Origin of the sequence: Bradyrhizobium sp. LB8.2, assembly GCF_040548035.1 — a bacterium.
Classification (GTDB): domain Bacteria; phylum Pseudomonadota; class Alphaproteobacteria; order Rhizobiales; family Xanthobacteraceae; genus Bradyrhizobium.
The window spans coordinates 77,416-100,320 of sequence record NZ_JBEPQV010000030.1 but is presented as its reverse complement, the minus strand read 5'-3'; the positions used below and the strand labels follow the sequence as shown (position 1 = coordinate 100,320).

The 22,905-nt window shown below is 64.3% G+C and carries 27 protein-coding genes; 18 read left to right on the top strand and 9 right to left on the bottom strand.

Going from position 1 to position 22,905, the window contains the following annotated elements:
- The first annotated feature begins 38 nt into the window (after positions 1-38).
- Together ABIB06_RS29740 and ABIB06_RS29735 are read left to right on the top strand one after the other, a co-directional pair.
- A complete protein-coding gene (locus ABIB06_RS29740; RefSeq protein ID WP_247448399.1) occupies positions 39-1,409 on the top strand; it encodes a glutamate--cysteine ligase in 1,371 nt (456 codons plus the stop codon).
- Between the two features lie 113 nt (positions 1,410-1,522).
- Positions 1,523-2,095 carry a PAN domain-containing protein gene (locus ABIB06_RS29735; RefSeq protein WP_247352332.1) on the top strand — a complete coding sequence of 191 codons (573 nt, stop codon included), beginning with the start codon at positions 1,523-1,525 and terminating at the stop codon, positions 2,093-2,095.
- Between the two features lie 81 nt (positions 2,096-2,176).
- On the opposite strand, the gene lepB is transcribed toward ABIB06_RS29735, so the two are convergent.
- Entirely contained in the window at positions 2,177-2,953 is a 777-nt protein-coding gene (gene lepB, locus ABIB06_RS29730) for a signal peptidase I (RefSeq protein WP_354051299.1), read from the bottom strand.
- Positions 2,950-4,377, bottom strand: coding sequence for a metalloprotease TldD (gene tldD, locus ABIB06_RS29725; RefSeq protein ID WP_026233924.1), 1,428 nt, complete (start codon positions 4,375-4,377; stop codon positions 2,950-2,952). The genes lepB and tldD overlap by 4 nt, the downstream gene beginning before the upstream one ends.
- 149 nt (positions 4,378-4,526) lie before the next feature.
- Here tldD and ABIB06_RS29720 point away from each other — a divergent pair, with 149 nt between their 5' ends.
- Positions 4,527-4,751: a DUF433 domain-containing protein gene (locus ABIB06_RS29720; protein ID WP_354051300.1), complete on the top strand. Its 225-nt coding sequence runs from the start codon at positions 4,527-4,529 to the stop codon at positions 4,749-4,751.
- Entirely contained in the window at positions 4,748-5,026 is a 279-nt protein-coding gene (locus tag ABIB06_RS29715; RefSeq protein WP_354051302.1) for a DUF5615 family PIN-like protein, read from the top strand. The genes ABIB06_RS29720 and ABIB06_RS29715 overlap by 4 nt, the downstream gene beginning before the upstream one ends.
- Before the next feature lie 73 nt (positions 5,027-5,099).
- Here ABIB06_RS29715 and ABIB06_RS29710 read toward each other — a convergent pair whose 3' ends face one another.
- Positions 5,100-5,645 carry an invasion associated locus B family protein gene (locus ABIB06_RS29710; RefSeq protein ID WP_354051304.1) on the bottom strand — a complete coding sequence of 182 codons (546 nt, stop codon included), beginning with the start codon at positions 5,643-5,645 and terminating at the stop codon, positions 5,100-5,102.
- A 449-nt stretch (positions 5,646-6,094) separates the two neighbouring features.
- Between ABIB06_RS29710 and coxB the strand changes: the two genes are divergently transcribed.
- The 9 genes from coxB (at position 6,095) to ABIB06_RS29665 (ending at position 13,187) form a co-directional block, all read left to right on the top strand.
- Complete coding sequence (coxB, locus tag ABIB06_RS29705; RefSeq protein ID WP_247352342.1) at positions 6,095-6,934, top strand: cytochrome c oxidase subunit II; 840 nt, start codon at positions 6,095-6,097, stop codon at positions 6,932-6,934.
- Between the two features lie 89 nt (positions 6,935-7,023).
- Positions 7,024-8,649, top strand: coding sequence for a cytochrome c oxidase subunit I (gene ctaD, locus ABIB06_RS29700; protein ID WP_354051306.1), 1,626 nt, complete (start codon positions 7,024-7,026; stop codon positions 8,647-8,649).
- Positions 8,650-8,710: 61 nt separating this feature from the next.
- Positions 8,711-9,655 (top strand): heme o synthase, encoded by a 945-nt coding sequence (locus ABIB06_RS29695; RefSeq protein WP_354051308.1) that lies wholly within the window; start codon positions 8,711-8,713, stop codon positions 9,653-9,655.
- The gene (locus ABIB06_RS29690; RefSeq protein WP_247352347.1) at positions 9,652-9,828 is read left to right on the top strand and encodes a cytochrome c oxidase system small membrane protein; all 177 of its coding nucleotides are present in this window, start codon (positions 9,652-9,654) and stop codon (positions 9,826-9,828) included. The genes ABIB06_RS29695 and ABIB06_RS29690 overlap by 4 nt, the downstream gene beginning before the upstream one ends.
- Before the next feature lie 5 nt (positions 9,829-9,833).
- On the top strand, positions 9,834-10,484 hold the full coding sequence (locus tag ABIB06_RS29685; RefSeq protein WP_354051310.1) for a cytochrome c oxidase assembly protein: 651 nt from the start codon (positions 9,834-9,836) through the stop codon (positions 10,482-10,484).
- A gap of 79 nt (positions 10,485-10,563) precedes the next feature.
- Positions 10,564-11,460 (top strand): cytochrome c oxidase subunit 3, encoded by an 897-nt coding sequence (locus ABIB06_RS29680; RefSeq protein ID WP_247352351.1) that lies wholly within the window; start codon positions 10,564-10,566, stop codon positions 11,458-11,460.
- A gap of 96 nt (positions 11,461-11,556) precedes the next feature.
- Entirely contained in the window at positions 11,557-11,958 is a 402-nt protein-coding gene (locus tag ABIB06_RS29675; RefSeq protein WP_354051312.1) for a DUF983 domain-containing protein, read from the top strand.
- Positions 11,955-12,707 carry an SURF1 family protein gene (locus ABIB06_RS29670; protein WP_354051314.1) on the top strand — a complete coding sequence of 251 codons (753 nt, stop codon included), beginning with the start codon at positions 11,955-11,957 and terminating at the stop codon, positions 12,705-12,707. Before ABIB06_RS29675 ends, ABIB06_RS29670 begins: the two co-directional genes overlap by 4 nt.
- Positions 12,708-12,821: 114 nt before the next feature.
- Entirely contained in the window at positions 12,822-13,187 is a 366-nt protein-coding gene (locus tag ABIB06_RS29665) for a nuclear transport factor 2 family protein (protein WP_247352356.1), read from the top strand.
- On the opposite strand, the gene ABIB06_RS29660 is transcribed toward ABIB06_RS29665, so the two are convergent.
- A complete protein-coding gene (locus ABIB06_RS29660; RefSeq protein WP_354051316.1) occupies positions 13,184-14,524 on the bottom strand; it encodes a histidine kinase in 1,341 nt (446 codons plus the stop codon). The two genes, ABIB06_RS29665 and ABIB06_RS29660, sit on opposite strands and share 4 nt — an antisense overlap.
- A gap of 85 nt (positions 14,525-14,609) precedes the next feature.
- Here ABIB06_RS29660 and ABIB06_RS29655 point away from each other — a divergent pair, with 85 nt between their 5' ends.
- The 5 genes from ABIB06_RS29655 to ABIB06_RS29635 all read left to right on the top strand — a co-directional run bounded on the left by ABIB06_RS29655 (position 14,610) and on the right by ABIB06_RS29635 (position 19,944).
- Positions 14,610-15,254 carry a response regulator transcription factor gene (locus ABIB06_RS29655; RefSeq protein ID WP_247352361.1) on the top strand — a complete coding sequence of 215 codons (645 nt, stop codon included), beginning with the start codon at positions 14,610-14,612 and terminating at the stop codon, positions 15,252-15,254.
- 564 nt (positions 15,255-15,818) lie between these two features.
- Positions 15,819-17,237: a threonine synthase gene (gene thrC / locus ABIB06_RS29650; RefSeq protein WP_247352362.1), complete on the top strand. Its 1,419-nt coding sequence runs from the start codon at positions 15,819-15,821 to the stop codon at positions 17,235-17,237.
- Positions 17,234-18,523 carry a M16 family metallopeptidase gene (locus ABIB06_RS29645; RefSeq protein WP_247352364.1) on the top strand — a complete coding sequence of 430 codons (1,290 nt, stop codon included), beginning with the start codon at positions 17,234-17,236 and terminating at the stop codon, positions 18,521-18,523. Before thrC ends, ABIB06_RS29645 begins: the two co-directional genes overlap by 4 nt.
- Positions 18,524-18,562: 39 nt before the next feature.
- The gene (locus ABIB06_RS29640; protein WP_247448411.1) at positions 18,563-19,150 is read left to right on the top strand and encodes a GNAT family N-acetyltransferase; all 588 of its coding nucleotides are present in this window, start codon (positions 18,563-18,565) and stop codon (positions 19,148-19,150) included.
- 137 nt (positions 19,151-19,287) lie between these two features.
- Positions 19,288-19,944: a hypothetical protein gene (locus tag ABIB06_RS29635; RefSeq protein ID WP_354051319.1), complete on the top strand. Its 657-nt coding sequence runs from the start codon at positions 19,288-19,290 to the stop codon at positions 19,942-19,944.
- A gap of 196 nt (positions 19,945-20,140) precedes the next feature.
- On the opposite strand, the gene ABIB06_RS29630 is transcribed toward ABIB06_RS29635, so the two are convergent.
- The 5 genes from ABIB06_RS29630 to ABIB06_RS29610 all read right to left on the bottom strand — a co-directional run bounded on the left by ABIB06_RS29630 (position 20,141) and on the right by ABIB06_RS29610 (position 22,778).
- Positions 20,141-20,626 carry a F0F1 ATP synthase subunit B family protein gene (locus ABIB06_RS29630; protein ID WP_247352370.1) on the bottom strand — a complete coding sequence of 162 codons (486 nt, stop codon included), beginning with the start codon at positions 20,624-20,626 and terminating at the stop codon, positions 20,141-20,143.
- Positions 20,627-20,631: 5 nt separating this feature from the next.
- Positions 20,632-21,198, bottom strand: coding sequence for a F0F1 ATP synthase subunit B family protein (locus ABIB06_RS29625; RefSeq protein ID WP_354051321.1), 567 nt, complete (start codon positions 21,196-21,198; stop codon positions 20,632-20,634).
- A gap of 59 nt (positions 21,199-21,257) precedes the next feature.
- Positions 21,258-21,488, bottom strand: coding sequence for a F0F1 ATP synthase subunit C (locus ABIB06_RS29620; RefSeq protein ID WP_007599451.1), 231 nt, complete (start codon positions 21,486-21,488; stop codon positions 21,258-21,260).
- Between the two features lie 53 nt (positions 21,489-21,541).
- Positions 21,542-22,291, bottom strand: coding sequence for a F0F1 ATP synthase subunit A (locus ABIB06_RS29615; RefSeq protein ID WP_247448414.1), 750 nt, complete (start codon positions 22,289-22,291; stop codon positions 21,542-21,544).
- A 112-nt stretch (positions 22,292-22,403) separates the two neighbouring features.
- Positions 22,404-22,778 (bottom strand): AtpZ/AtpI family protein, encoded by a 375-nt coding sequence (locus ABIB06_RS29610; protein WP_018459992.1) that lies wholly within the window; start codon positions 22,776-22,778, stop codon positions 22,404-22,406.
- Positions 22,779-22,905 lie beyond the last annotated feature (127 nt).

Genomic DNA, 22,905 nt, shown 5'->3' with positions numbered 1-22,905 from the left:
CGCCTTCTGTCGAAGCGCCCTTTTAATTAGAGTTTGACATGGCGCGAGACCAGATCGATATGACGCCGCTGCAATCACGTGACGAACTCGTCACGTGGTTCGAGGAAGGCTGCAAGGACCCGTCCGAATTCCGCATGGGCACCGAGCACGAGAAGACGCCGTTCACGCTCGAAGGCCACCGCCCGGTGCCCTACGAAGGCGCGCGCGGTATCGGTGCGCTGCTCGAAGGCATGAAGCTCCTGCTCGGCTGGGAGCCGATCATGGAGAAGGGCAACATCATCGGCCTCTACGACGTCACCGGCGGCGGCGCGATCTCGCTCGAGCCCGGCGGACAGTTCGAGCTCTCCGGTGCGCCGGTCGAGAACGTGCACCAGACCCAGAGCGAGCTGATGGCGCATCTGGCGCAGGTGCGCGAGATCGCAACGCCGCTCGGCATCGGCTTCCTCGGGCTCGGCATGACGCCGTCCTGGTCGCGCGCCGACATCCCGGTGATGCCCAAGGGCCGCTACAAGATCATGACCAATTACATGCCGAAGGTCGGCCAATACGGCCTCGACATGATGTACCGGACCTGCACGGTGCAGACCAATCTCGACTTTTCCTCCGAAGCCGACATGGTCAAGAAGCTGCGTGTCTCGCTCGCGCTCCAGCCGGTCGCAACCGCCTTGTTCGCCAATTCGCCGTTTACCGAGGGCAAGCCGAACGGCTTCCTCTCCTTCCGGTCCGAGATCTGGCGCGATACCGACAATGCGCGTTCGGGCATGATGCCGTGGGCGTTCGAGGACGGCATGGGCTTCGAGCGCTATGTCGACTACGCGCTCGACGTACCCATGTACTTCGTCAAGCGCGACGAGGATTACATCGACGTCTCCGGCTCTTCGTTCCGCGCCTTCTTCGATGGCCGCAACAACAATTTGCCCGGGGAACGTCCGACGTTGTCGGACTGGGCCAACCATCTTTCGACGATCTTCCCGGAGGTGCGGCTCAAGCGCTATCTCGAGATGCGCGGCTCCGACGGTGGCCCATGGGGCCGTCTGCCGGCGTTATCGGCGTTCTGGGCGGGGCTGCTCTACGACGACGTGTCGCTCGATGCCGCCTGGGACCTTGTGAAGCACTGGACCGCGCATGAGCGTCAGGGCCTGCGCGACGACGTGCCGCGCTTCGGCTTCAAGTCGCGGATCAAGGACCGCTATCTGTTCGAGATCGCCAAGGAATGCCTCGTTCTGGCACATGCCGGCCTGCGCCGGCGCGGCCGGATCGATCAGCTCGGCCGCGACGAGACCCGGCATCTGGAGCCGCTCGATCGCATCATCGATTCCGGCCGCACGCCGGCCGAGGAGATGCTCGAGAAGTTCAACGGTCCCTGGAACGGCTCGGTGGAACCAGCCTACGCGGAATACGCGTTCTAGACCTGAGAGGCCGACGATCAGGACCCGAGCCGTTCATCGCCCATACAGGTTTGCGGCGATCAAATGACCGCCTGAAAAACCTGAGCGTCGTCAATAACCCGAAAGCTGTTTCGATGGGGAAGGGCCGCCTGGCCGTCATGGCGAGCGTCCTGGCAAGCGTCGTGGCATGTGCCGCGCTGCTTTCGCTCGTGTTTGCGAGCTGGCCTGTGCGCGCCCAGACGGCGTTCGATCGGCCCGGCGGAGACTATTTCAGCACGCCGGTCACGTCAGGTGATCCCGAGGATTGCGCGCTGCTATGCGAGCGCGACCGCCGCTGCCGCTCCTGGAGCTTCAGCTATCCCGACGTCGAAGGTGGCTCGGCGGTGTGCTGGCTCAAGAACGCGGTGCCGGCGCGCGTGCCGGAAAGCTGCTGCATCTCCGGTGTGCGTGGCGCCGGCGTGATCGAGCCGCGCGTCGCAGGCGTGGAGACCTCGATCGACCGTCCCGGCGGCGATTTGCGCAATTTCGAGATCAAGGCCGGCGAAGGCGGAGAGGCCTGCAAGGCCGCCTGCACCGCCGACAACAAATGCCGCGCCTTCACCTATGCACGCCCCGGCTACACCGGACGCGAAGCGCGCTGCTTCCTGAAAAAGGAAATCAAGCCGCCGCGCCGGAAGGCGGGGTTTACGTCGGGCGTGGTGCGCTAGCGTGCAGCTCTCACCGCCGTCATTGCGGGCATAGCTAAGCAATCTCTCCCGCGCGCGGGAGAGGGCGAGACATTCCGGCCTTCAATGCACGGCGGTGAAAAACCGCGCCATGCGAAATCCGGACAGCCAGGTCCACACCGGCTGGCCGCGGATGCCGAGATCCCAGGAGCCGAGCACGGCATCGGCACGGCCGACCAGATTGTCGATCGGCAACAGGCCGACCCCGCCGGAGCGCAAGGGCACGCGGCTGTCGGCGGAATTGTCGCGGTTGTCGCCGAGCACGAAGAGATGGCCTGCCGGCACCGTCACTTCCTGCGTGTTGTCGAGCGGACCGTTGTCGCGCATCTTGAAAATCAGATGCGAGACGCCGTTCGGCAGCGTCTCGACATAGCGATAGGCGGGCTCGCTGCCGCCATTGTCGTCCTCGGCGGCGCCAACGCCGTCCGGCTTCAGCTCGGCGGGACGGTCATTGACGAAGAGCTGGCCCTGCCGCAACTGGATGCGGTCGCCGGGCAGACCCACGACGCGCTTGACCCAGGCCTGCGAGCGGTCGCCGGGCCAGCGGAACACGACGACGTCGCCTTGCTTCGGCGTTTCCGCGAAGACGCGGCCGCTCTCGGGCAGGTTGATCTGGATCGGCAGCGACGAGGTGCCGTAGCCGTAGGGGAATTTCGAGGCGATCAAGGCGTCGCCGATCAACAATGTCGGCTCCATCGAGCCCGAAGGCACGTAGAACGGCTCGGCCAGCGCGCCCTTGGCGATGAACACCGCGGCGACGATGCCGGCGAGCTGCACGAGCTGGCCGGCCCAGCCGCTGCCCTTCCGCTTCGTGGTGACAGTTACCTTCTCGACACTCATCCGCCCGTTCCACCCACCGTAATGCGTTCCATCAGAAGCGATGGCTGGCCGACGCCGACCGGCACGCCCTGGCCGTTCTTGCCACAGGTGCCGATGCCGGTATCGAGCGCGAGATCGTTGCCGATCATGCGAATGCGATGCAGGTCGGTCGGCCCGTTGCCGATCAACATGGCGCCCTTCAACGGCGCACCGATCTTGCCGTTTTCGATCTTGTAGGCCTCGGTGCACTGAAACACGTATTTGCCCGAGGTGATGTCGACCTGACCGCCGCCGAAATTCGCGGCGAAGACGCCGTTCTTCACCGAGGCGAGAATCTCGGCCGGATCGCGGTCGCCCGCGAGCATGTAGGTGTTGGTCATGCGCGGCATCGGCACATGGGCATAGCCCTGGCGACGGCCGTTGCCGGTCGGCTTCATGTTCATCAGGCGCGCGTTCTGGCGGTCCTGCATGTAGCCGACCAGCACGCCGTCCTCGATCAGCACGGTGCGGTTGGTCGGCGTGCCCTCGTCGTCGATCGACAGCGAGCCGCGGCGCGAGGCAATGGTGCCGTCGTCGACCACGGTGACGCCTTTGGCCGCGACCTGCTGGCCCATCAGGCCCGCAAACGCAGACGTCTTCTTGCGGTTGAAGTCGCCCTCGAGGCCATGGCCGACCGCTTCATGCAGCATCACGCCGGGCCAGCCGGCCCCGAGCACGACGTCCATCTCGCCGGCGGGGGCGGGAATCGATTCCAGATTGACGAGGGCCTCGCGCAGCGCGCCGTCGGCGGCGTCACGCCAGTTCTTGCTCTCGATGAATTCGGCGTAGCCGGCGCGGCCGCCATAACCCTTGCTGCCGCTCTCCTGGCGGTCGCCCTGGCCGGCGACGACGGAGACGTTGACGCGCACCAGCGGGCGGATGTCACGATAGCTTTCGCCGTCGGGCCGCAGGATCTCGACCACCTGCCAGGTCGCGCCCAGGCTGACGCTGACCTGCCGTACCCGCGGATCCTTGTCGCGCAGATAGGCGTCGATCTCGGCAAGCAGTTTTACCTTGGTCTCGAAGCCGGGGGCATCGAGCGGATTGTCGTCACTATAAAGCCGCACGTTGGTATGCGCTGGAGGCGCCGCGAAGCTCCCGGAATAACCGCCGCGCACGGCCGCGACCGCGTCCGCGGCGCGAATCAGCGCCGGCAGCGAAACGTCAGAGGAATGCGCATAGCCAACCGCGTCGTCCTTGACGGCGCGCAGCCCAAAGCCCTGCGAAGTGTCGTAGGTCGCCTGCTTCAGCCGCCCATTGTCGAACATCAGCGCTTCGGTCTGGCTATATTCCAGGAACAATTCGCCGTCGTCGGCACCGGCAAGCCCGCGCGCGAGCTCGTTGCGAACCTGGTCGCGGTCGAGATTGGCGCGGTCGAGCAGGGAGGTTGTGGCAGGATTTGTCATGCGTCCGTCCATTATCGGGGGATGTGAGGCAAGATAATGGTTTCCCGGCGGTTCCGCGAGGGGCTTGGCCGTCACATTACGGAAACGATAGGATTGGGCTGGAAGCAAGGGGCCCTGACGCTGATACAGATCGATGCTATGTTGCTTTCATGAATTACCGAGACATCATCTCGATTGAGCCTGGCAAGCGTGGGGGGCGACCCTGCATCCGCCACATGCGGATCGCTGTGGCGGATGTGCTCGGCTGGCTGGCTGCTGGTCACACCCACGCTCAAATCGTCGACGACTTCCCCGAATTGACCGAGGACGATATCCGCGCCTGCCTGGCCTATGCCGCCGACCGCGAGAGGCGATTGGTGACCGCACCGATATGAGGCTGCTGTTCGATCAGAACCTCAGCTTCATGCTTTGTCAGATGATCGCCGACCTTTTTCCAGATTCCAGTCACGTCCGGTCTCACAGACTATCGGAAGCTTCGGACCGTGCGCTTTGGGAGTTTGCGAAGGCAAATGGCTTCGCGATTGTGACCCAGGACGTCGATTTTGCCGACATGGCAAGCTTGTTGGGGTCTCCGGCGAAGGTGATCTGGCTGCGGACCGGCAATCAAACCACGGCGGCAATCGCGGCTCTGCTTCGCCGACATGCGTAGACGATCGAATCCTTCGAGAGCGACAACGGCACAGCCTGCCTTGAGATTTACTAGACGAGGCCGGCCCAGCCGCCTATGGCAGCTTGTCGTAGCCCTCGCCGAGTCCGTTCAGGCTGAGCGGGAAGCCGATGCCTTCTTCCGGGGTCTCGAAGATGATGAAGGTCGCGGTCTTGGCGGTGCGGAGCTGGCCGAGCAGCTTGTCGTCCATGACGACCTCGGCGACGCAGCCATTGGGCAGGCAGCGGACAAAGCCGGCACGGCCGACGTCCTGGTTGTCGAGCTTGAGGCCGAGGCCGGAGGGCAGGAGAACGCCGAGGGGGGCGACGACCCGCATCAGGCGGCTTTTCTGGTCGGCGGTCTTGAGCACGATCACGGTCAGGCCGGCATTGGAGCGGTCTTCGGCCACCACACTCTGGATCAGCGCGCATTGCTCGGATTGGGCGCCCGGCGGGGTGTCGCAGCGAATCTGCCAGTCGCCATGGACGGAGCGCACCGCGCCCTGCGCATGGGCGAGGCCCGGGAACGCCAGGACGACGACAGCAGCCAGCAGGGCAGCCAGCTTCGTGAGGCCGCTAGCCTGCCTTCTCGCCGGCCTTGCCATGCATCTCGAAAACCCCATCGGGTCGGTCCCTCTGCTCGCCTGGGTCGCTCGCACCTGGCGGACTGATACGGGAATGACGGCGTCTTGAAGGCGATTCGCAAGCAAATTCCACGCCGCCACGGCCGCCGTCGCCCGCACGAATCAGGTTCCGGTGCGGCTGTCTGCCAGTGCCTAACGCGGGCAATTCCGCTGTCAAGCCGCAGCGTCCCGGGAAACGGTACTTTTGTCTGATGTTACTAGGAAATATCTTGCGGGCGATGACTGACAGACCGGGCTTAAGACTGCATTGCGATAGATCAAGAATTATGGTTTGAGAGGCTTGATTTCGGCGTTCTAGCGATCCGGCCCCAGTTCCTCTTAGAGGTATTCTTGCGCGGCGGTTTGTCAGACGGGCGGATCGAATAATGCGTTTCCCGAAAATTAGGGGAATGCACTTGGGGTGATTTCGTTAGGGGAGCGCGAACGGCATGAAGTTGTCGATGGGCCCGGTGGGCCGGCACTTGCTGGGATTGGCCGTGGCGGGTCTGACGCTGGCGACGAGCGGCGCGGCATTCGCCGAACTCGGGCAACCGGCGCCGTGGGAGTGGACGCTTCAGCGGTCCGCTTCCCCGGTGATGGACAATATTGTCTGGTTCCACAATTTCCTGTTCGTGCTGATCACCGTGATCACGCTGTTCGTTCTGGCGCTGCTCGTGATCGTAGTCGTCAAGTTCAACTCGAAGGCCAATCCGGTGCCGTCGCGGACCACGCACAACACGCTGATCGAGGTGGCGTGGACGCTCGTTCCGGTGCTGATTCTGGTTGGTATCTCGGTGCCGTCATTCCGCCTGCTGTTCCTGGAGCTCGACGTGCCGAAGGCGGACATCACGATCAAGGCGACCGGCAAGCAGTGGTACTGGTCCTACGCCTATCCTGATAACGGCAAGTTCGAGTTCGACTCGCTGTTGGCCCAGGACAAGCAGCCCCGGCTGCTCGGTGTCGACAACGAGATGGTGGTGCCGGTCAACAAGGTGATTCGTGTCCAGGTCACCGGCGCCGACGTCATCCACGCCTTCGCGATGCCGGCTTTCGGCGTCAAGATCGACGCCATTCCGGGACGGCTGAACGAGACCTGGTTCAAGGCCACCAAGACCGGCATGTTCTACGGCCAGTGCTCGGAGCTGTGCGGCAAGGACCACGCCTTCATGCCGATCGCGATTCGCGTCGTGGAGGACCAGGAGTTCGCCTCCTGGGTTGAGACGGCGAAGAAGAAATTTGCGAGCGGCGGCACCAGCACCTACGCCTCCACGGCCGGCCCGACGCAGTAAGCGCCGGGCGAGGGGCTCGAGGGGACTGAAAGCGACATAAAGGCGGGACCTCCAAAGGGTCCGATCGGGACGCAAGGCAGGATTTGAAAATGGCAACGAGCGCAGCGGCACACGGCGATCACGCGCAAGACCACGGACATGACGAGCACGCCCATCCGACTGGATGGCGGCGCTACGTCTATTCGACCAACCACAAGGACATCGGAACGATGTACCTGATCTTCGCGGTCATCGCCGGCATCATCGGCGCCGCGATGTCGATCGCGATCCGTGCCGAGCTGATGTATCCGGGCGTGCAGATCTTCCACGAGACGCACACCTACAATGTGTTCGTGACCTCTCACGGCCTGATCATGATCTTCTTCATGGTCATGCCCGCGATGATCGGCGGCTTCGGCAACTGGTTCGTACCGCTGATGATCGGCGCGCCCGACATGGCGTTCCCGCGCATGAACAACATCTCGTTCTGGCTGCTGCCGGCCTCGTTCGCGCTGCTGCTGATGTCGACCTTCGTCGAGGGCGAGCCGGGTGCCAACGGCGTCGGCGCGGGCTGGACGATGTATGCGCCGCTGTCGACCTCGGGCCACCCGGGGCCGGCAGTGGATTTCGCGATTCTGTCGATCCATCTTGCCGGTGCCTCCTCGATCCTCGGCGCCATTAACTTCATTACCACCATCTTCAACATGCGCGCGCCGGGCATGACCCTGCACAAGATGCCGCTGTTCGTGTGGTCGATCCTGGTGACGGTGTTCCTGCTGCTGTTGTCGCTGCCGGTGCTCGCCGGTGCCATCACCATGCTGCTCACCGACCGCAATTTCGGGACGACATTCTTCAACCCCGAAGGCGGCGGCGACCCCGTGCTGTTCCAGCATCTGTTCTGGTTCTTCGGCCACCCCGAAGTGTACATCCTGATCCTGCCGGCATTCGGCATGGTCAGCCAGATCGTCTCGACCTTCTCGCGCAAGCCCGTGTTCGGCTATCTCGGCATGGCCTACGCCATGGTCGCGATCGGCGGCATCGGCTTCGTGGTGTGGGCGCACCACATGTACACGGTCGGCATGTCCTCGGCGACGCAGGCCTATTTCGTCGCTGCCACGATGGTCATCGCGGTTCCGACCGGCGTGAAGATCTTCTCGTGGATCGCCACGATGTGGGGCGGCTCGATCGAGTTCCGCGCCCCGATGCTCTGGGCGGTGGGATTCATCTTCCTGTTCACCGTCGGCGGCGTCACCGGCGTCGTGCTGGCGAATGCCGGCGTCGATCGCGTGCTGCAGGAGACCTACTACGTCGTCGCGCATTTCCACTACGTGCTGTCGCTCGGCGCGGTGTTCGGGATCTTTGCCGGCTGGTACTACTGGTTCCCGAAGATGTCGGGCTACATGTACAACGAGACGCTGGCCAAGGCTCATTTCTGGGTCACCTTCATCGGCGTCAACCTGGTGTTCTTCCCGCAGCACTTCCTCGGCCTGTCGGGCATGCCGCGCCGCTACGTCGACTATCCCGACGCGTTCGCGGGCTGGAATCTGGTCTCGTCGCTCGGTTCCTACATCTCCGGCTTCGGTGTGCTGATCTTCCTCTATTGCGTGATCGACGCCTTCGCGAAAAAGGTGCCGGCTGGCGACAATCCATGGGGTGCCGGTGCGACCACGCTGGAATGGACGCTGCCCTCGCCGCCGCCGTTCCACCAGTTCGAAGTGCTGCCCCGCGTGCAGTAATCAATCTCCCGCGGCGCCCGTGACGGGCGCCGCGGCTCTACAACAAAGCGAGTCAAACTAAGTGTCCGTCCTCGACCACAACGCCGTCGACATCAATCCCCGCATCTCCGAAGCGGAGGTTGGCGACTACATCGCGCTCTTGAAGCCGCGCGTGATGTCGCTGGTGATCTTCACCGCGCTGGTCGGAATGGCGCTGGCACCCGGGCATTTCCACCCGGTGCTGGCCTTCACCTCGCTGCTCTGCATCGCCGTCGGTGCCGGCGCCTCCGGCGCGCTCAACATGGCGCTGGAAGGCGACATCGACGCCAAGATGTCGCGCACGGCGAACCGGCCGATTCCGCGCGGCCGTATCACCCGTCCTGAGGCGATGACCTTCGGCATGACGCTCGCCTTCTTCTCGGTGATGACGCTCGGCATCCTGGTCAACTGGATCGCGGGCGCGCTGCTCGCCTTCACCATCTTCTTCTACGTCGTGATCTACACGATCGGCCTGAAGCGCCGGACCGCGCAGAACATCGTGATCGGCGGTGCCGCCGGCGCGCTGCCGCCGGTGGTGGCCTGGGCCGCGGTCACAGGCACGGTCGACGTCGAGCCGCTGCTGCTGTTCGCCATCATCTTCTTCTGGACGCCGCCGCACTTCTGGGCGCTGGCGCTGTTTCGCTCCGACGATTACGCGCGTGCCGGCATCCCGATGCTGCCCAATGTCGCCGGCCCCGACGCGACGCGGCTTCAGATCCTGCTCTACACCATCGTGCTGATCGCGGTCGCCGCTGCGCCGTGGGCGCTCGGCTATTTTGACGCCATTTACGGCATCGTCTCGCTGATCCTCGGCGCCGGCATGCTGGCGTTCGCCATCAACGTCTATATCCGCCGCGAGCGCAGCCAATCGTTGCGGGCGACGCGAAAGCTGTTTGCGTTCTCCATCCTTTATCTGTTCGCGCTGTTCGCGACTTTGCTGGCCGAGGTCGTGTTCCGGGCGCTTGCTCCGATGGTAGGGGGCGCATGATCGCAGGAATGGCCGACAAACCCGAAATCGATGGAATCGTCCTCACCGAGGCGCAGAAGAAGAGCCGTCGACAGCGCTCGATCGCGATCGCGCTCGCGCTCGGCGTGCTCGTGGTGCTGTTCTTCGCCGTGACCATGGTCAAGGGACCGGCCGTGCTCATCCGGCCGATGTAGGAAACATGGATCAGAAGCCGACCATATCGCCGGGTCAGAGCCGGACGGCCACCAAGAGGCGTCGGCCTTTCATGGGTGTCGGCCGCGACGTGCTGGTCGCCTCGATCTGCGGCGGCGTGGTCGCGCTGATGGTCGGCGCCTCCTACGCGGCGGTGCCGTTCTACAATTGGTTCTGCCGTGCCACCGGCTTCAACGGCACGACCCAGGTCGCGACCTCGGCGCCGGCGAGCGGTCCGATCGCACGGAAGATCGCGGTGCGCTTCGATTCCAACGTCGCGCCCGGCCTGCCCTGGAAGTTCGAGCCGGAGCAGAGCGAGATCGAGGTCAATATCGGTCAGGTCGTGACAGTCTTTTACACGGTGACCAACCAGGCCGCGCGGACCACCGCAGGCCAGGCCGCCTACAATGTCGCGCCGCTGACGGTCGGATCCTATTTCCAGAAGATCAACTGCTTCTGCTTCACCGAGCAGACCATGGCGCCCGGCGAGAAGCGCGAGATGCCGGTCGTGTTCTACGTCGACCCGTCGATCGCGGACGACCACGACAACGACGGGCTGAACACGATCACGCTGTCCTACACGTTCTATCCGGTGCGCGATCCGGTGGTGAAGCCCGTCGCCTCTGGCGAGGGCGACAAACGCAAGGGAAATCTCTGATCGCCGGGCTCACGCTCAGGGGATTGGACACAAGGGGATAAGTGCCGGACAGGCACGGGATTGAGGAGCGAGACCGCAAATGGCAACGGCGCACACCAAGCATCACGACTACCATCTGGTCGATCCCTCGCCGTGGCCGGTCGTCGGCTCGATCTCGGCTTTCATCATGGCGGTCGGTGCGATCGCCTGGATGCACCACATGTTCTCGGCGGCGCCGATCATCTTCGGCGTCGGCACCGTCGGCGTGCTCTACACCATGGCGAGCTGGTGGGGCGACGTGATCAAGGAAGCCCAGTACAAGGGCGACCACACCCGCGTGGTGCAGCTGCATCACCGCTACGGAATGATCCTGTTCATCGCCTCCGAGGTGATGTTCTTCGTCGCCTGGTTCTGGGCCTATTTCAACGCAGCGCTGTTCCCGGCCGACGCCGTCCACGCCACCCGCGATGCGATATTCGGCTGCGGTCTCGGTACCGCGGCCGGCGCCTGCGCTGTGCCGGGCACCTGGCCGCCGCACGGCATCGAGACCTTCGATCCCTGGCATCTGCCGCTCCTGAACACGCTGATCCTGCTCACCTCCGGCACCACGGTGACCTGGGCCCATCACGCGCTGCTCGAGAACGACCGCCAGGGCCTGAAATACGGCCTGATCATCACCGTCGTGCTCGGCGCGCTCTTCACCTGCGTGCAGGCCTATGAGTACGGCCACGCGGCGTTCTCGTTCGCCGGCAACGTCTACGGCGCGACCTTCTTCATGGCGACCGGCTTCCACGGTTTCCACGTGCTGATCGGCACCATCTTCCTGCTGGTCTGCCTGTTCCGCGCCTATGCCGGCCACTTCACGCCGACGCAGCATCTCGGCTTCGAGTTTGCCGCCTGGTACTGGCACTTCGTCGACGTGGTCTGGCTGTTCCTGTTCCTCTGCATCTATGTGTGGGGACACGGCGCCGAGTCCATGGCCCACGGCGCGCACTGAGCAGCCTTGGATTGATCAGAAAGGGCGGCCGCAGGGCCGCCCTTTTGCCTTCGACGCGCCGGAGGTTTCGGCAGAACTGTGATAGACTCCTTCATCATGAACGAAGCCTCCGATACGTCCGAGCCACAAACCACTGTCCTGCAAAGCGCGCTGCGCGGGCTTGCCTGCAAATGCCCGCGCTGCGGCCAGGGCAAGCTCTATGCGGGCTTCCTGACGCTTGCGCCCGCCTGCGACCGTTGCGGCCTCGACTACGCCTTCATCGATTCCGGCGACGGTCCTGCGATCTTCATCATCATGCTGGCCGGCGCGATCGTGGTCGGCTGCGCGCTCGTGGTCGAGGTCAAGTATCAGCCGCCGTATTGGCTGCACGCGGTGCTGTGGCTGCCGCTGATCCTCGCGACCACGCTGCTGCCGTTGCGCGCGATGAAGTCGCTGCTGATCGCGCTGCAATTCCACCACAAGGCGGCGCCGGGCCGGCTGGTCGACCGCGCGAAATGAACGAGACCGCGCGCAAGCCACGCGTGGCCGGCTTTGCGCTGTTCACGCTTTTCCTGGCCGCGGTCTGCGTCGCGCTCGGCCTCTGGCAATTGCAGCGCCGCCTCGCCAAGCACGAGCTGATCACAGCGCTCACCGAGCGTCTTGCGGAGGCACCGGTCGCGCTGCCGCCGCCAGCACGATGGGCCGCGCTAAGTCCCGCGCGCGATGAATTCCGCCGTGTCAGCTTTACCGCGACGTATGCGCCGTTGCCCGATGCGATGGTCTATTCGCCCGGGTCCGCCGTGCGCAAGGATGCCGCAAGCCCCGGTACCTGGGCGTTCCTGCCGGCGCGGCTGCCAAGCGGCGAAACGGTCGTGATCGATGCGGGCTTCGTCGAAAACACCATGCAGGATCGCAGTGTCGAGGATCGCGCGGTCAAGAAGCTCATCACGGGGCAGGTGGTCTCGTTCACCGGCTATCTTCGCTTTCCCGAGGCACCTGGCTGGCTGACCCCGGCGGAGAACCGCGACAAGCGGCTCTGGTTCGTGCGCGATCATGTGGCGATCGCGAGCACGCTGGGCTGGGGCGCGGCTGCGCCATTCTATATCGACCTCGAGCAGCCCGCACCCGAGAACGGCATTCCGCGGCCGGGGCCCCTCGACATCCATCTCAAGGACGATCACCTGCAATACGCCATCACCTGGTTCACGCTCGCAGGCGCCGTGCTGATCGCCTTCGCCGTGTGGGCTAAAGGGCGGCGACAGAGCTGAGCTCCGCAGATACCCCGAGGGAACCCGGTATCGCCCGGGGTTTACCATTCAGCGCACATTCACGAGTGTGGTCCTAAGCCACCAGTGATTTTTCGCGGCAGACAGGATTGCGGCGTGAGCGATTTCGACCAGATGGGAATTGTCGTCGACTGGGTGGATGCCTGCAGGAAGGGCGATCTCGCGACGCTGCTCGACCTCTATGCGGACGACGGCCAGGTCGAATGCACGTGTAACGGCACGCAGCGCTATCGCGGCCGCACCGAGCTCGAAGCCTATTGGCAGCCGCGGCTCAGCGCTTTCTCGTCGGCAGGTTTCGGGCTGGAGGAAATCCATCCCGCGCCCCACGGCGTCGATCTCGAATATTCCGTCGCCGGCGCGCTGCGCATCCGCGCCTCGTTTTGCTTCAGCCCGGACGGCAAGATACGCACCACGCTGTGCGAGCCGGCGCGACAGAACACGCACCTTGGCTGTGCGTGCTAATCGGTGACCGGTGCCTCGCCTGCCGGTTCGGCGGGAAGGCGGCAGCGCACATAGGTTCGTTCATCCGCGCGCAGCAGTGACAGCGATCCGCTGAGCGCGCGCACGCGCTCATGCATGCCGGTCAGGCCACGGCCGAACAAATCGCCTTCGGGAAAGCCGCCGCCGTCGTCGGAAATCTCGATGACGACCGTCTCGCCGGCGAAGGTCGCCTGCACATGGGCATTGCTGGCGCCGGCATGGCGCAGCACGTTGGTCAGCGCCTCCTGAATCACGCGATAGACGGTCTGAGCCAGCGGCCCGTCGATCCCGTTGAGATCCGGATCAATCGTGTCCGTCAGGCCGACATACGGGGCTTGCTTGCGAAAGTTGCGGAGCAGCGTCTGCACGCTGGTCTTCAGACCCAATTCCTCGATGTAGAGCGGTCGCAATCGGTCGAGGATGCGGCGGTTGGTCTGCTGGAGTGCCTCGACCGATTGCAACACCTCTTCCGCCGAATTGCCGAGATGTCCCGCCGTAGGCGAGGCCTCGACCAATGCGATCGTGCCGACGCGAATGCTGAACAGCAACGGGCCGAGTTCGTCGTGCAGTTCGCGCGCGAGATCGCGCCGCTCGTCGTCCTGGAGCGACACCAGGCGGTGCAGCAGGTCGCGATTGTCCTGGCTCAATTGGGCCAGCGTTGCGGCCAGCGCATTGGCCTCCTCGCAGCTTTGCCGGATTTCCGGCGGTCCTCCGACCGGGATCGGCGTCGCGTAGTCGCCGCGCCGTATCCGCGTGAGGCCTTCGCCGAGATATTGCAGCGGGCGCAAGGCCGATCCGGCGAAAACATAGGCAATGGTGCCGGTGAGCACCATCAGCACGGCGACGAGGGTAGTCAGCGCGAGAAAGCCGATCCACTTCTCGAACAGGTCGGCCGACAGGTCCGGCAGGAAGAGGAGATCGCCGACACGCTGGCCGCCGATCATCACCGGAGTTGCCGTGTCCATATCCGGAATGGTGAGCAGGTCGACAAACCATTGCGGCACGCCATGCGGCTTGCGCAGATCGTCCTTCGCTGCAGATGCGGGACCCGCGTCCACAGCACGGAATTGGATATCAGAGGAGATGTCCAAAGAATGGACAAAGGCGTCGAGGGTCTGCCGAGGAGTGTTCGAGGTGCGCAGGGTGTTGTTGAGCGCGGCTGCAACCGTCTGGGTCAAACGCCGCCCCGGCTCGTTCTCGTCGGCCAGTTGCCCGGCCGCGAAGGTTTGAAGCAGCACGCCGCCCATGATCAGCGCGGCGAGGAAGCCGATCCCGAGCGGCAGGAACAGTTGGGTTCTGAACGAGAGGCGTTGCCACATTAGGTCAATTCTAACGCGCATCGGCCGGATTTGCTCTTTCCATTTGTTCCCGGGGGTCTATGAGTCGAAAAGCAAGAGAGCTGCGATGCAAGATTCCACTAAGCCGGCAACCCGAGTCCTGATCGTTGACGACCATCCCGTGGTGCTGTCCGGTTGCCGCACCCTGTTCGCCTCCGACCATTCGATCCGGATCGAAGAGGCGGCCGACGCCAAATCCGGGCATCGCGCCTATGTCAGCAAGCGGCCCGACGTCACCGTGATCGACATCAGCCTGCCGGATGTCTCCGGCTTCGAACTGATGCGGCGCATTCGCAAGGACGATCCGGACGCCAAGATCATCATGTTCAGCATGAATGACGATCCGGCCTTCGTGGTGCGGGCGGTCGAGCTTGGGGCTCAGGGCTATGTCTCCAAGGGCGACGATCCCCGGATCCTGCTCAAGGCGGTGCGCAAGGTGGTCGCGGGCGACAATTTCATCTCGCCGCAGCTCGCGGAAGCCGTGACGTTTTCCGGCGCGGCGATCAAGGCCAACCCGGCCTCGCAGATGACGCCGCGGGAGCTCGAGATTCTTCGCCTGCTGGGGCGAGGCGACAAGATCGTGGAGGTCGCCGAGGCGCTCGGCATTTCTTACAAGACCGTGGCCAACACCACGTCCCTGCTCAAGCAGAAACTCGGTGCCAAGAACCATTCCGATCTGATCCGGATCGCGGTGGAAATCGGGATGAGCTGACACGCCCAGAGCGCCGAACCGGCTGCTCCAGGATGCTGCCGGTTCGGCGGGCGGAGCGGTCTCGGCGCTGAGCCGGGCAATGCATGGATAGCGCCGATACCATCCGCCGACACAATGGACCGAGCCGGCAGTTCGTTCCGGAACTGTCCGGTCATTCGGGAAATAATGGCAATGTGCGCCAAGAAATCGCTCGCGAGCATTTGTCGACGCCGAGGCATTGCCGGGAAAAATAGGAACATCTTCTCTCACGCGCCGTTTTGGCTCTTGACGATGTCGTGACAGGCGACGAAAGCTTGCGCGAACAGTTTTAGCGGGTCAGCGACCCCAAGAGGCAAACTGGTCTGCACACATCAACGACAGACCTTCCAGGAGAGGGCTGCGGCATTGCCGCAGCCCTTTTGATTGGGCAGCCCTTTTTCGTTGGATCGGCAGGGACGCGAAGCGGTTTCCCGATGCCGTAAAACACTTTATGGTGGCCCAAAGCCTCTGGCTGTTAACAAGTAGTTTCGTAAAATCAAAGGCTTGCGGATCGAGCTCAGGCTCGGCCGGCCTTTGGAGGGCAGTTTGACTCGTTATATCTCGACCCGGGGCGAGGCCCCCGAACTCGGCTTCTGCGACGTGATGCTGACCGGGCTTGCCCGCGACGGCGGCCTGTATGTGCCGGCCGTCTGGCCGCAACTCTCGACTGAGGCCATCGCCGGCTTCTTCGGTCGTCCCTATTGGGAGGTCGCGGTCGAGGTGATCCGCCCCTTTGTTGGCGGCGAGATATCGGATGCCGAACTCGGCCGCATGGCGAACGAGGCCTACGCCACCTTCCGCCATCCGGCGGTGGTGCCGCTGCGCCAGATGGCGGCGCACCAGTTCGTGCTGGAGCTGTTCCACGGTCCGACGCTCGCCTTCAAGGATGTGGCGATGCAGCTGATCTCGCGGCTGATGGACCATGTGCTTGCCAAGCGCGGCCAGCGCACCACCATCGTGGTCGCGACCTCCGGCGACACCGGCGGTGCTGCGGTCGACGCGTTCGCGGGGCTCGAGAATGTCGATCTCATCGTGCTGTTTCCGCACGGCCGCATTTCCGAGGTGCAGCGGCGGATGATGACCTCGACAGGCGCGGCCAATGTCCACGCGCTCGCCATCGAAGGCAATTTCGACGATTGCCAGGCGCTCGTGAAGGGGATGTTCAACAACCATCGCTTCCGCGATGCGACCTCGCTGTCCGGCGTCAATTCCATCAATTGGGCGCGCATCGTCTCCCAGGTGGTCTACTATTTCACCTCCGCCATTGCCGCCGGCGCGCCGGCGCGCGCGGTGGACTTCGTCGTGCCGACCGGCAATTTCGGCGACATCTTTGCCGGCTATGTCGCCAAGCGCATGGGTCTTCCGGTGCGGACTCTAGGCATCGCCGCCAACGTCAACGACATCCTGGCGCGCACGCTGAAGACCGGGATCTACGAGGTGCGCGAGGTGCACGCGACGGCGTCGCCGTCGATGGACATCCAGATCTCCTCGAATTTCGAGCGGCTGCTGTTCGAGGCTGGCGGGCGCGATGCCGCCGGCGTGCGCCGGCTGATGGATTCGCTGAAGCAGTCGGGGCGCTTCGTGCTGCCCGATGCGACGCTGGCCGCGATCCGCGAGGAATTCGACGCGGGCCGCGCCGACGAGACCGAGACCGCGGCCGCGATCCGCGCCGCCTGGCGCGAGGCGGGCGAGTTGGTCGATCCCCACACCGCGGTCGCGCTCGCGGTCGCCGATCGCGACACCACCGACACGACGGTTCCCAGCATCGTGCTGTCCACCGCCCATCCGGCCAAATTCCCCGACGCGGTCGAGGCGGCCTGCGGCCAGCGGCCGCAACTGCCGGCCTGGCTCGACGGTCTGATGACCAAATCCGAACACATGAAGGTGATGAAGAACGACCAGGCCGAGGTCGAGCGGTTCGTGCTGTCGGTCAGCCGCGCCGCGAAACAGGGAGTTGCCGGATGAGCGTCGAGATTTCCAAGCTTGCGTCCGGCCTGACCGTCGTCACCGACAAGATGCCGCATCTCGAAACGGCGGCGCTCGGCGTCTGGGCCGGCGTCGGCGGGCGCGACGAGAAGCCCAACGAGCACGGCATCTCGCATCTTCTCGAACACATGGCGTTCAAGGGCACGACGAAACGCTCCTCGCGCGAGATCGTGGAGGAGATCGAGGCGGTCGGCGGCGACCTCAATGCCGGCACCTCGACCGAGACCACGTCCTATTACGCGCGGGTGCTGAAGGCCGACGTGCCGCTCGCACTCGACGTGCTCGCCGACATCCTCGCCAATCCCGCCTTCGAGCCCGACGAGCTCGAGCGCGAGAAGAACGTCATCGTGCAGGAGATCGGCGCGGCGCAGGACACGCCCGACGACGTGGTGTTCGAGCATCTCAACGAGCTCTGTTATCCCGACCAGCCGATGGGCCGTTCGCTACTCGGCACTGCGAAGACCTTGCGTGCCTTCAGCCGCGACTCGCTGCGCGACTATCTGTCGACGCATTATCGCGGGCCCGACATGGTGGTGGCGGCGGCCGGCGCGGTCGATCACAAGCAGGTGGTCGCCGAGGTCGAGCACCGCTTTGCCAGTTTTGAGGGGACGCCGGGTCCCAAGCCGCAATCCGCACAGTTCGGCAAGGGCGGCACCAAGGTGGTGCATCGCGAGCTCGAGCAGGCGCATCTGACGCTGGCGCTGGAAGGCGTGCCGCAGGGCGATCTGTCGTTGTTCTCGCTCCAGGTCTTCACCAACATCCTCGGCGGCGGGATGTCGTCGCGGCTGTTCCAGGAGGTCCGCGAGAAGCGCGGCCTCTGTTACTCGATCTACTCGTTCCACGCGCCCTATACCGACACCGGATTCTTCGGCCTCTACACCGGCACCGATCCGGCCGATGCGCCCGAGATGATGGAAGTCGTGGTCGACATCATGAACGATTCGGTGGAGACCCTGACCGAGGTCGAAATCGCGCGGGCCAAGGCGCAGATGAAGGCGGGCCTGCTGATGGCGCTGGAGAGCTGCTCGTCGCGCGCCGAGCAGCTCGCCCGGCATGTGCTGGCCTATGGCCGGCCCCAGACCGCCGAGGAGCTGGTGGCCCGGATCGACGCCGTCAGCGTCGAATCGACCCGGGATGCGGCGCGTGCGCTGCTTTCGCGCAGCCGCCCTGCGGTTGTCGCATTAGGCAGCGGCAGGGGTCTGGACACGGCGGTGTCTTTTGCGGAAGGATTGACCCGGGCACGCGCCAAAGCGCGGCTGCATTAGGAGCCGCGCACGGGCTGATCTGCCCCGGGAAGCATCACCATGGCCCTCTTTCGCCTGCCATCCAGTGGACCTGCCGCGCTCGCGCCGCGCGGCAACGGCCTGTTGCTACGTGCGCCGCAGATGTCGGACTTCCTGCAGTGGGCGCATTTGCGCGAGTCGAGCCGCGATTATCTGACGCCCTGGGAGCCGATCTGGCCGTCGGACGATCTCACCCGCTCCGGCTTCCGTCGCCGCCTGCGCCGCTATTCCGAGGACATCGCCGCGGACCGTTCCTATCCCTTTCTGATCTTCCGCGAGCTCGACGGCGCCATGCTCGGCGGCATCACGCTCGCCAATGTCCGGCGCGGCATCGTCCAGGCCGGCACCATCGGCTATTGGGTCGGGAAGCCCAACGCCCAGCGCGGCTACATGACGGCCGCGCTGCGGGTGCTGCTGCCGACGCTGTTCGGCGAACTCAATCTGCACCGGGTCGAGGCCGCGTGCATTCCGACCAATGCGCCGTCGATCCGGGTGCTGGAAAAGTGCGGCTTCTCCCGCGAAGGGCTGGCGCGCCGCTATCTCTGCATCAACGGGGTCTGGCAGGACCATCTGCTGTTCGGTCTGCTGCACGAGGATTTCCGCGGCTGAGCCCGTTCATTCATGTGGCCAGAGTTTCCTTGTTTGCTGCCTTGTTGTGCTTGCCTTGGGTTCGCCGGTTTTGACGATATAACGGCGCAAGGCCGGCCGGCGATCGGCCGGGATGTTGTCGTGGAGTATGGGCGTTGATGGTGCAGAAGTTTCGGTCATCGCGGAATGCGTTGCGGCGGGGGACAGCGGTCGCGTTGGCGTTGTCGGTTGCGCTCGTCTCCGTCTCGCCGGCCGCGGCGCAATCGCTGACCGATCGATTCAAGGGCCTGTTCGGCGGCAAGTCCGACGAGCCGGCACAGCCCAAGCCGGCGCCTGCGCCAGGCCAGCCGGCGGCGGATGACGACGTCGATTGTCCGCAGGTTACAGTGCGCGCGGGGGCCTCGACCTACGCGGTTGGGGCCGCCGGCAAGCCGGCCGTCGGCAATGAGATTCGCTTCCAGGCTACGATCACCAAGATGGCGCGTGAATGTACCCGGAACGGTGCCGATATCACGGCCCGGATCGGCATTCAGGGCCGCGTCATCGCCGGTCCCGCCGGTGCGCCTGCGACCGTCGAGGTGCCCTTGCGCATCGCCGTGGTGCAGGGCGGCGTCGGCGAGAAGGTGATCGCCTCGAAGGCCTACCGAACCACGGTCGAGATGTCGGAGGGCGGCAGCGTGCCCTTCACGTTCGTCGCCGAGGATCTGGCCTACCCGACGCCTTCGGCCAAGGCCGCCGATTCCTACATCTTCTATGTCGGCTTCGACCCGCAAGCGCTCTCGCCCGAGCCGAAGGCGCGGGGGAAGAAGAAGTAACCACGAAAAGATAGTTGTCATGCCTCGCGAAGGGGCATCCAGTACGCCGCGGCCTCTCGATTGATCAGGACTGTCTCTGGAATACTGGATCGCCCGCCTTCGCAGGCGATGACATCAGGCTTGCCGATGCAGTGCCCGACAAACAAAAAAGCCGGCACTCATCGCGCCGGCTTTCTGATTGGTGAAGCGAGACCCCTCAGTTCAGCTTCTGCCGAACCTCGGTGATGCCCTTGGCGAGCAGATCGTCGGCGACGTTGCCCTTGACCGACTGCGACAGGATCGTGGAGGCGGCCTGGACGGCGGCTTCCGCGGCTGCGGCGCGGACATCGGCCACCGCCTGGGCCTCGGCGAGCGCGATCTTGCCTTCCGCGGTCTTGGTTCTGCGGGCGACGAAGTCTTCCATCTTCGCCTTGGCCTCGGTCGCGATGCGCTCGGCTTCGGACTTGGCGTTGGCGATGATGTCGGCAGCCTCGCGCTCGGCCGTCGCGGTGCGCGCCTTGTAGTCGGCGAGCACCTTGGCCGCCTCCTGCTTGAGGCGCGTCGCGTCGTCGAGCTCGGCCTTGATGCGGGCTGCGCGATGATCGAGCGTCGTCAGCAGGGTCTTGTGGATGCCGAGATAGGCAAACACGAGCATCAGGATGACGAAGGCGACGGCGACCCAAAATTCAGGTTCGAAGAACATATCGACTAACCCTTCAAGGACGCATCGACCGCGGCATTGACCGACGCGGCGTCGGGAACGACGCCGGTAAGCTGCTGCACGATCTGGCCGGCCGCATCGGCTGCGATGCCGCGGACGTTGCTCATGGCGGCGGTGCGGGTCGAGGCGATGGTCTTCTCCGCCCCGGCGAGCCTGGCCGCCAGCTGTTCTTCCAGCTTCTTGCGCTCGACTTCCGCCTGCGCATTCGCCTTCTCGCGGGATTCGTTGCCGATCGCCTGTGCTCGCGTGCGCGCCGAGGCGAGCTCGCTTTCATAGGCCTTCAGCGCGGCGTCGGACTGGTCCTTCAGCTTCTGCGCTTCGGCGAGGTCACCCTCGATCTTGTTCTGACGCGCCTCGATCGCACCGCCGATACGCGGCAGAGCGAGCTTGGACACGATCACGTAAAGCAGGACGAAGAAGATCGCGAGCGACACCAGCTGTGAAGCGAAGCTGCTGCTCTCGAACGGCGGGAAGCCGCCACCGTGGTGACTACCGTCAGCCTCGGTGTGGGCGCCCGCCGCCGGACCTTTTGCGCCGCCATGACTTTCAGCCATGGAGTACTCCTGTTGCAGTCATGCGCGCCGCTTCGGTTGAAGCGGCGCGAAACACGTCCTCAGAGCGGAACGAACAGCAGCAGCAGCGCGATCAGCAGCGAGAAAATGCCGAGCGCTTCGGTCACGGCGAAGCCGAAGATCAAATTGCCGAACTGGCCCTGAGCAGCCGAAGGGTTGCGAACGGCTGCGGCGAGGTAGTTGCCGAAGATCACGCCGACGCCGACGCCCGCGCCGCCCATGCCGATGCATGCGATGCCCGCGCCGATAAGTTTTGCTGCTGCCGGATCCATTTTAGACTCCTTGGAAGAAAGATTGGGTTGTGGGTGGAAATTCCCCGGACCGCTCAGTGTCCCGGATGAATGGCGTCGTTGAGGTAGATGCAGGTCAGGATCGCAAACACATAGGCCTGCAGGAACGCGACCAGAATCTCGAGAGCGTACAGCGCGACCGTGAGCGCCAGCGGCAGCACGCCGCCGACCCAGCCGACGGCGCCGAGCGAGAAGCCGAGCATGGCGACGAAGCCCGCGAACACCTTCAGCGCGATGTGGCCGGCCAGCATGTTGGCGAAGAGACGGACACTGTGGGAGACCGGCCGCAGGAAGAACGACAGGATCTCGATGAACATGACCAGCGGCAGGATGTAGATCGGGACGCCCTGGGGAACGAAAATCTTGAAGAATTTCAGGCCGTTCTTGTAGAGGCCGTAGATCAGGACGGTGAAGAACACCAGCAGCGCGAGCGCTCCCGTCACGATCAGATGGCTCGCAATCGTGAAGGTATAGGGGATGATACCCACGAGGTTCGAGACGCAGAGGAACATGAACAGCGAGAAGATCAGCGGAAAGAACTTCATGCCTTCCGCGCCGGCCGTCGAACGGATGGTCGAGGCGACGAACTCGTAGGAGATCTCGGCGACCGACTGAAGGCGCCCGGGAACCAGTTGCGTGCCGCTGGCAAGCATCAGGATCGAGATGATCGCGACCGCCACCAGCATGTAGAGCGACGAATTGGTGAAGGCGATCGTGTGATTGCCGATATGGCCCAGGGTGAAGAGAGGCTCGATGTTGAACTGGTGGATCGGGTCGATTTTCATCAGCGCAGCATCTCTTGGTCTGCCGGGCAATGCCGGCGGGTCTCGGTCTGCCGGTCGGGCCGGCCCGTACCGGCGAAGCCGGCACGATCATTCCTCTCCTGGTGTGGACCGCTTAAGAACCACCGCGTCTGTTTTGACCCGCGCCTGCCGTTCTCACCACGTTCACCACGCCGGCCACGAAGCCCAGCAGCAGGAACACGATAAATCCGAAAGGCGACGTCGACAGCAAGCGGTCGAAACCCCAGCCAATCCCCGCTCCGACAACGACCCCGGCGACCAACTCGGAGGATAACCGGAAACCAAGCGCCATCGCCGAGGCCCTGGCCGCTCTGTCCTCACCGTCACCTGCGGGTTGCTCGGTCTTGACGTGGCGGCCGCGAAATTCGGACAACCGCTGATCAAGATTTCCGAGCCGTTCGGAAAGCGCAGCTTCCTCGGGCGATCTATCGCGATCTCCATTCTCGCCGTGTCCCGTGCCCTGTGTCATGCAACGAAGACCCGAAACGCCGCGGCTGAATGGAAATTACGCCCGCCACCCTCAAAAGCCGCGCGGACCATACTGATGGGCCATAATCAAGTCAAGCCAAGTCACGATTGTGTCCATTCCTGTTATG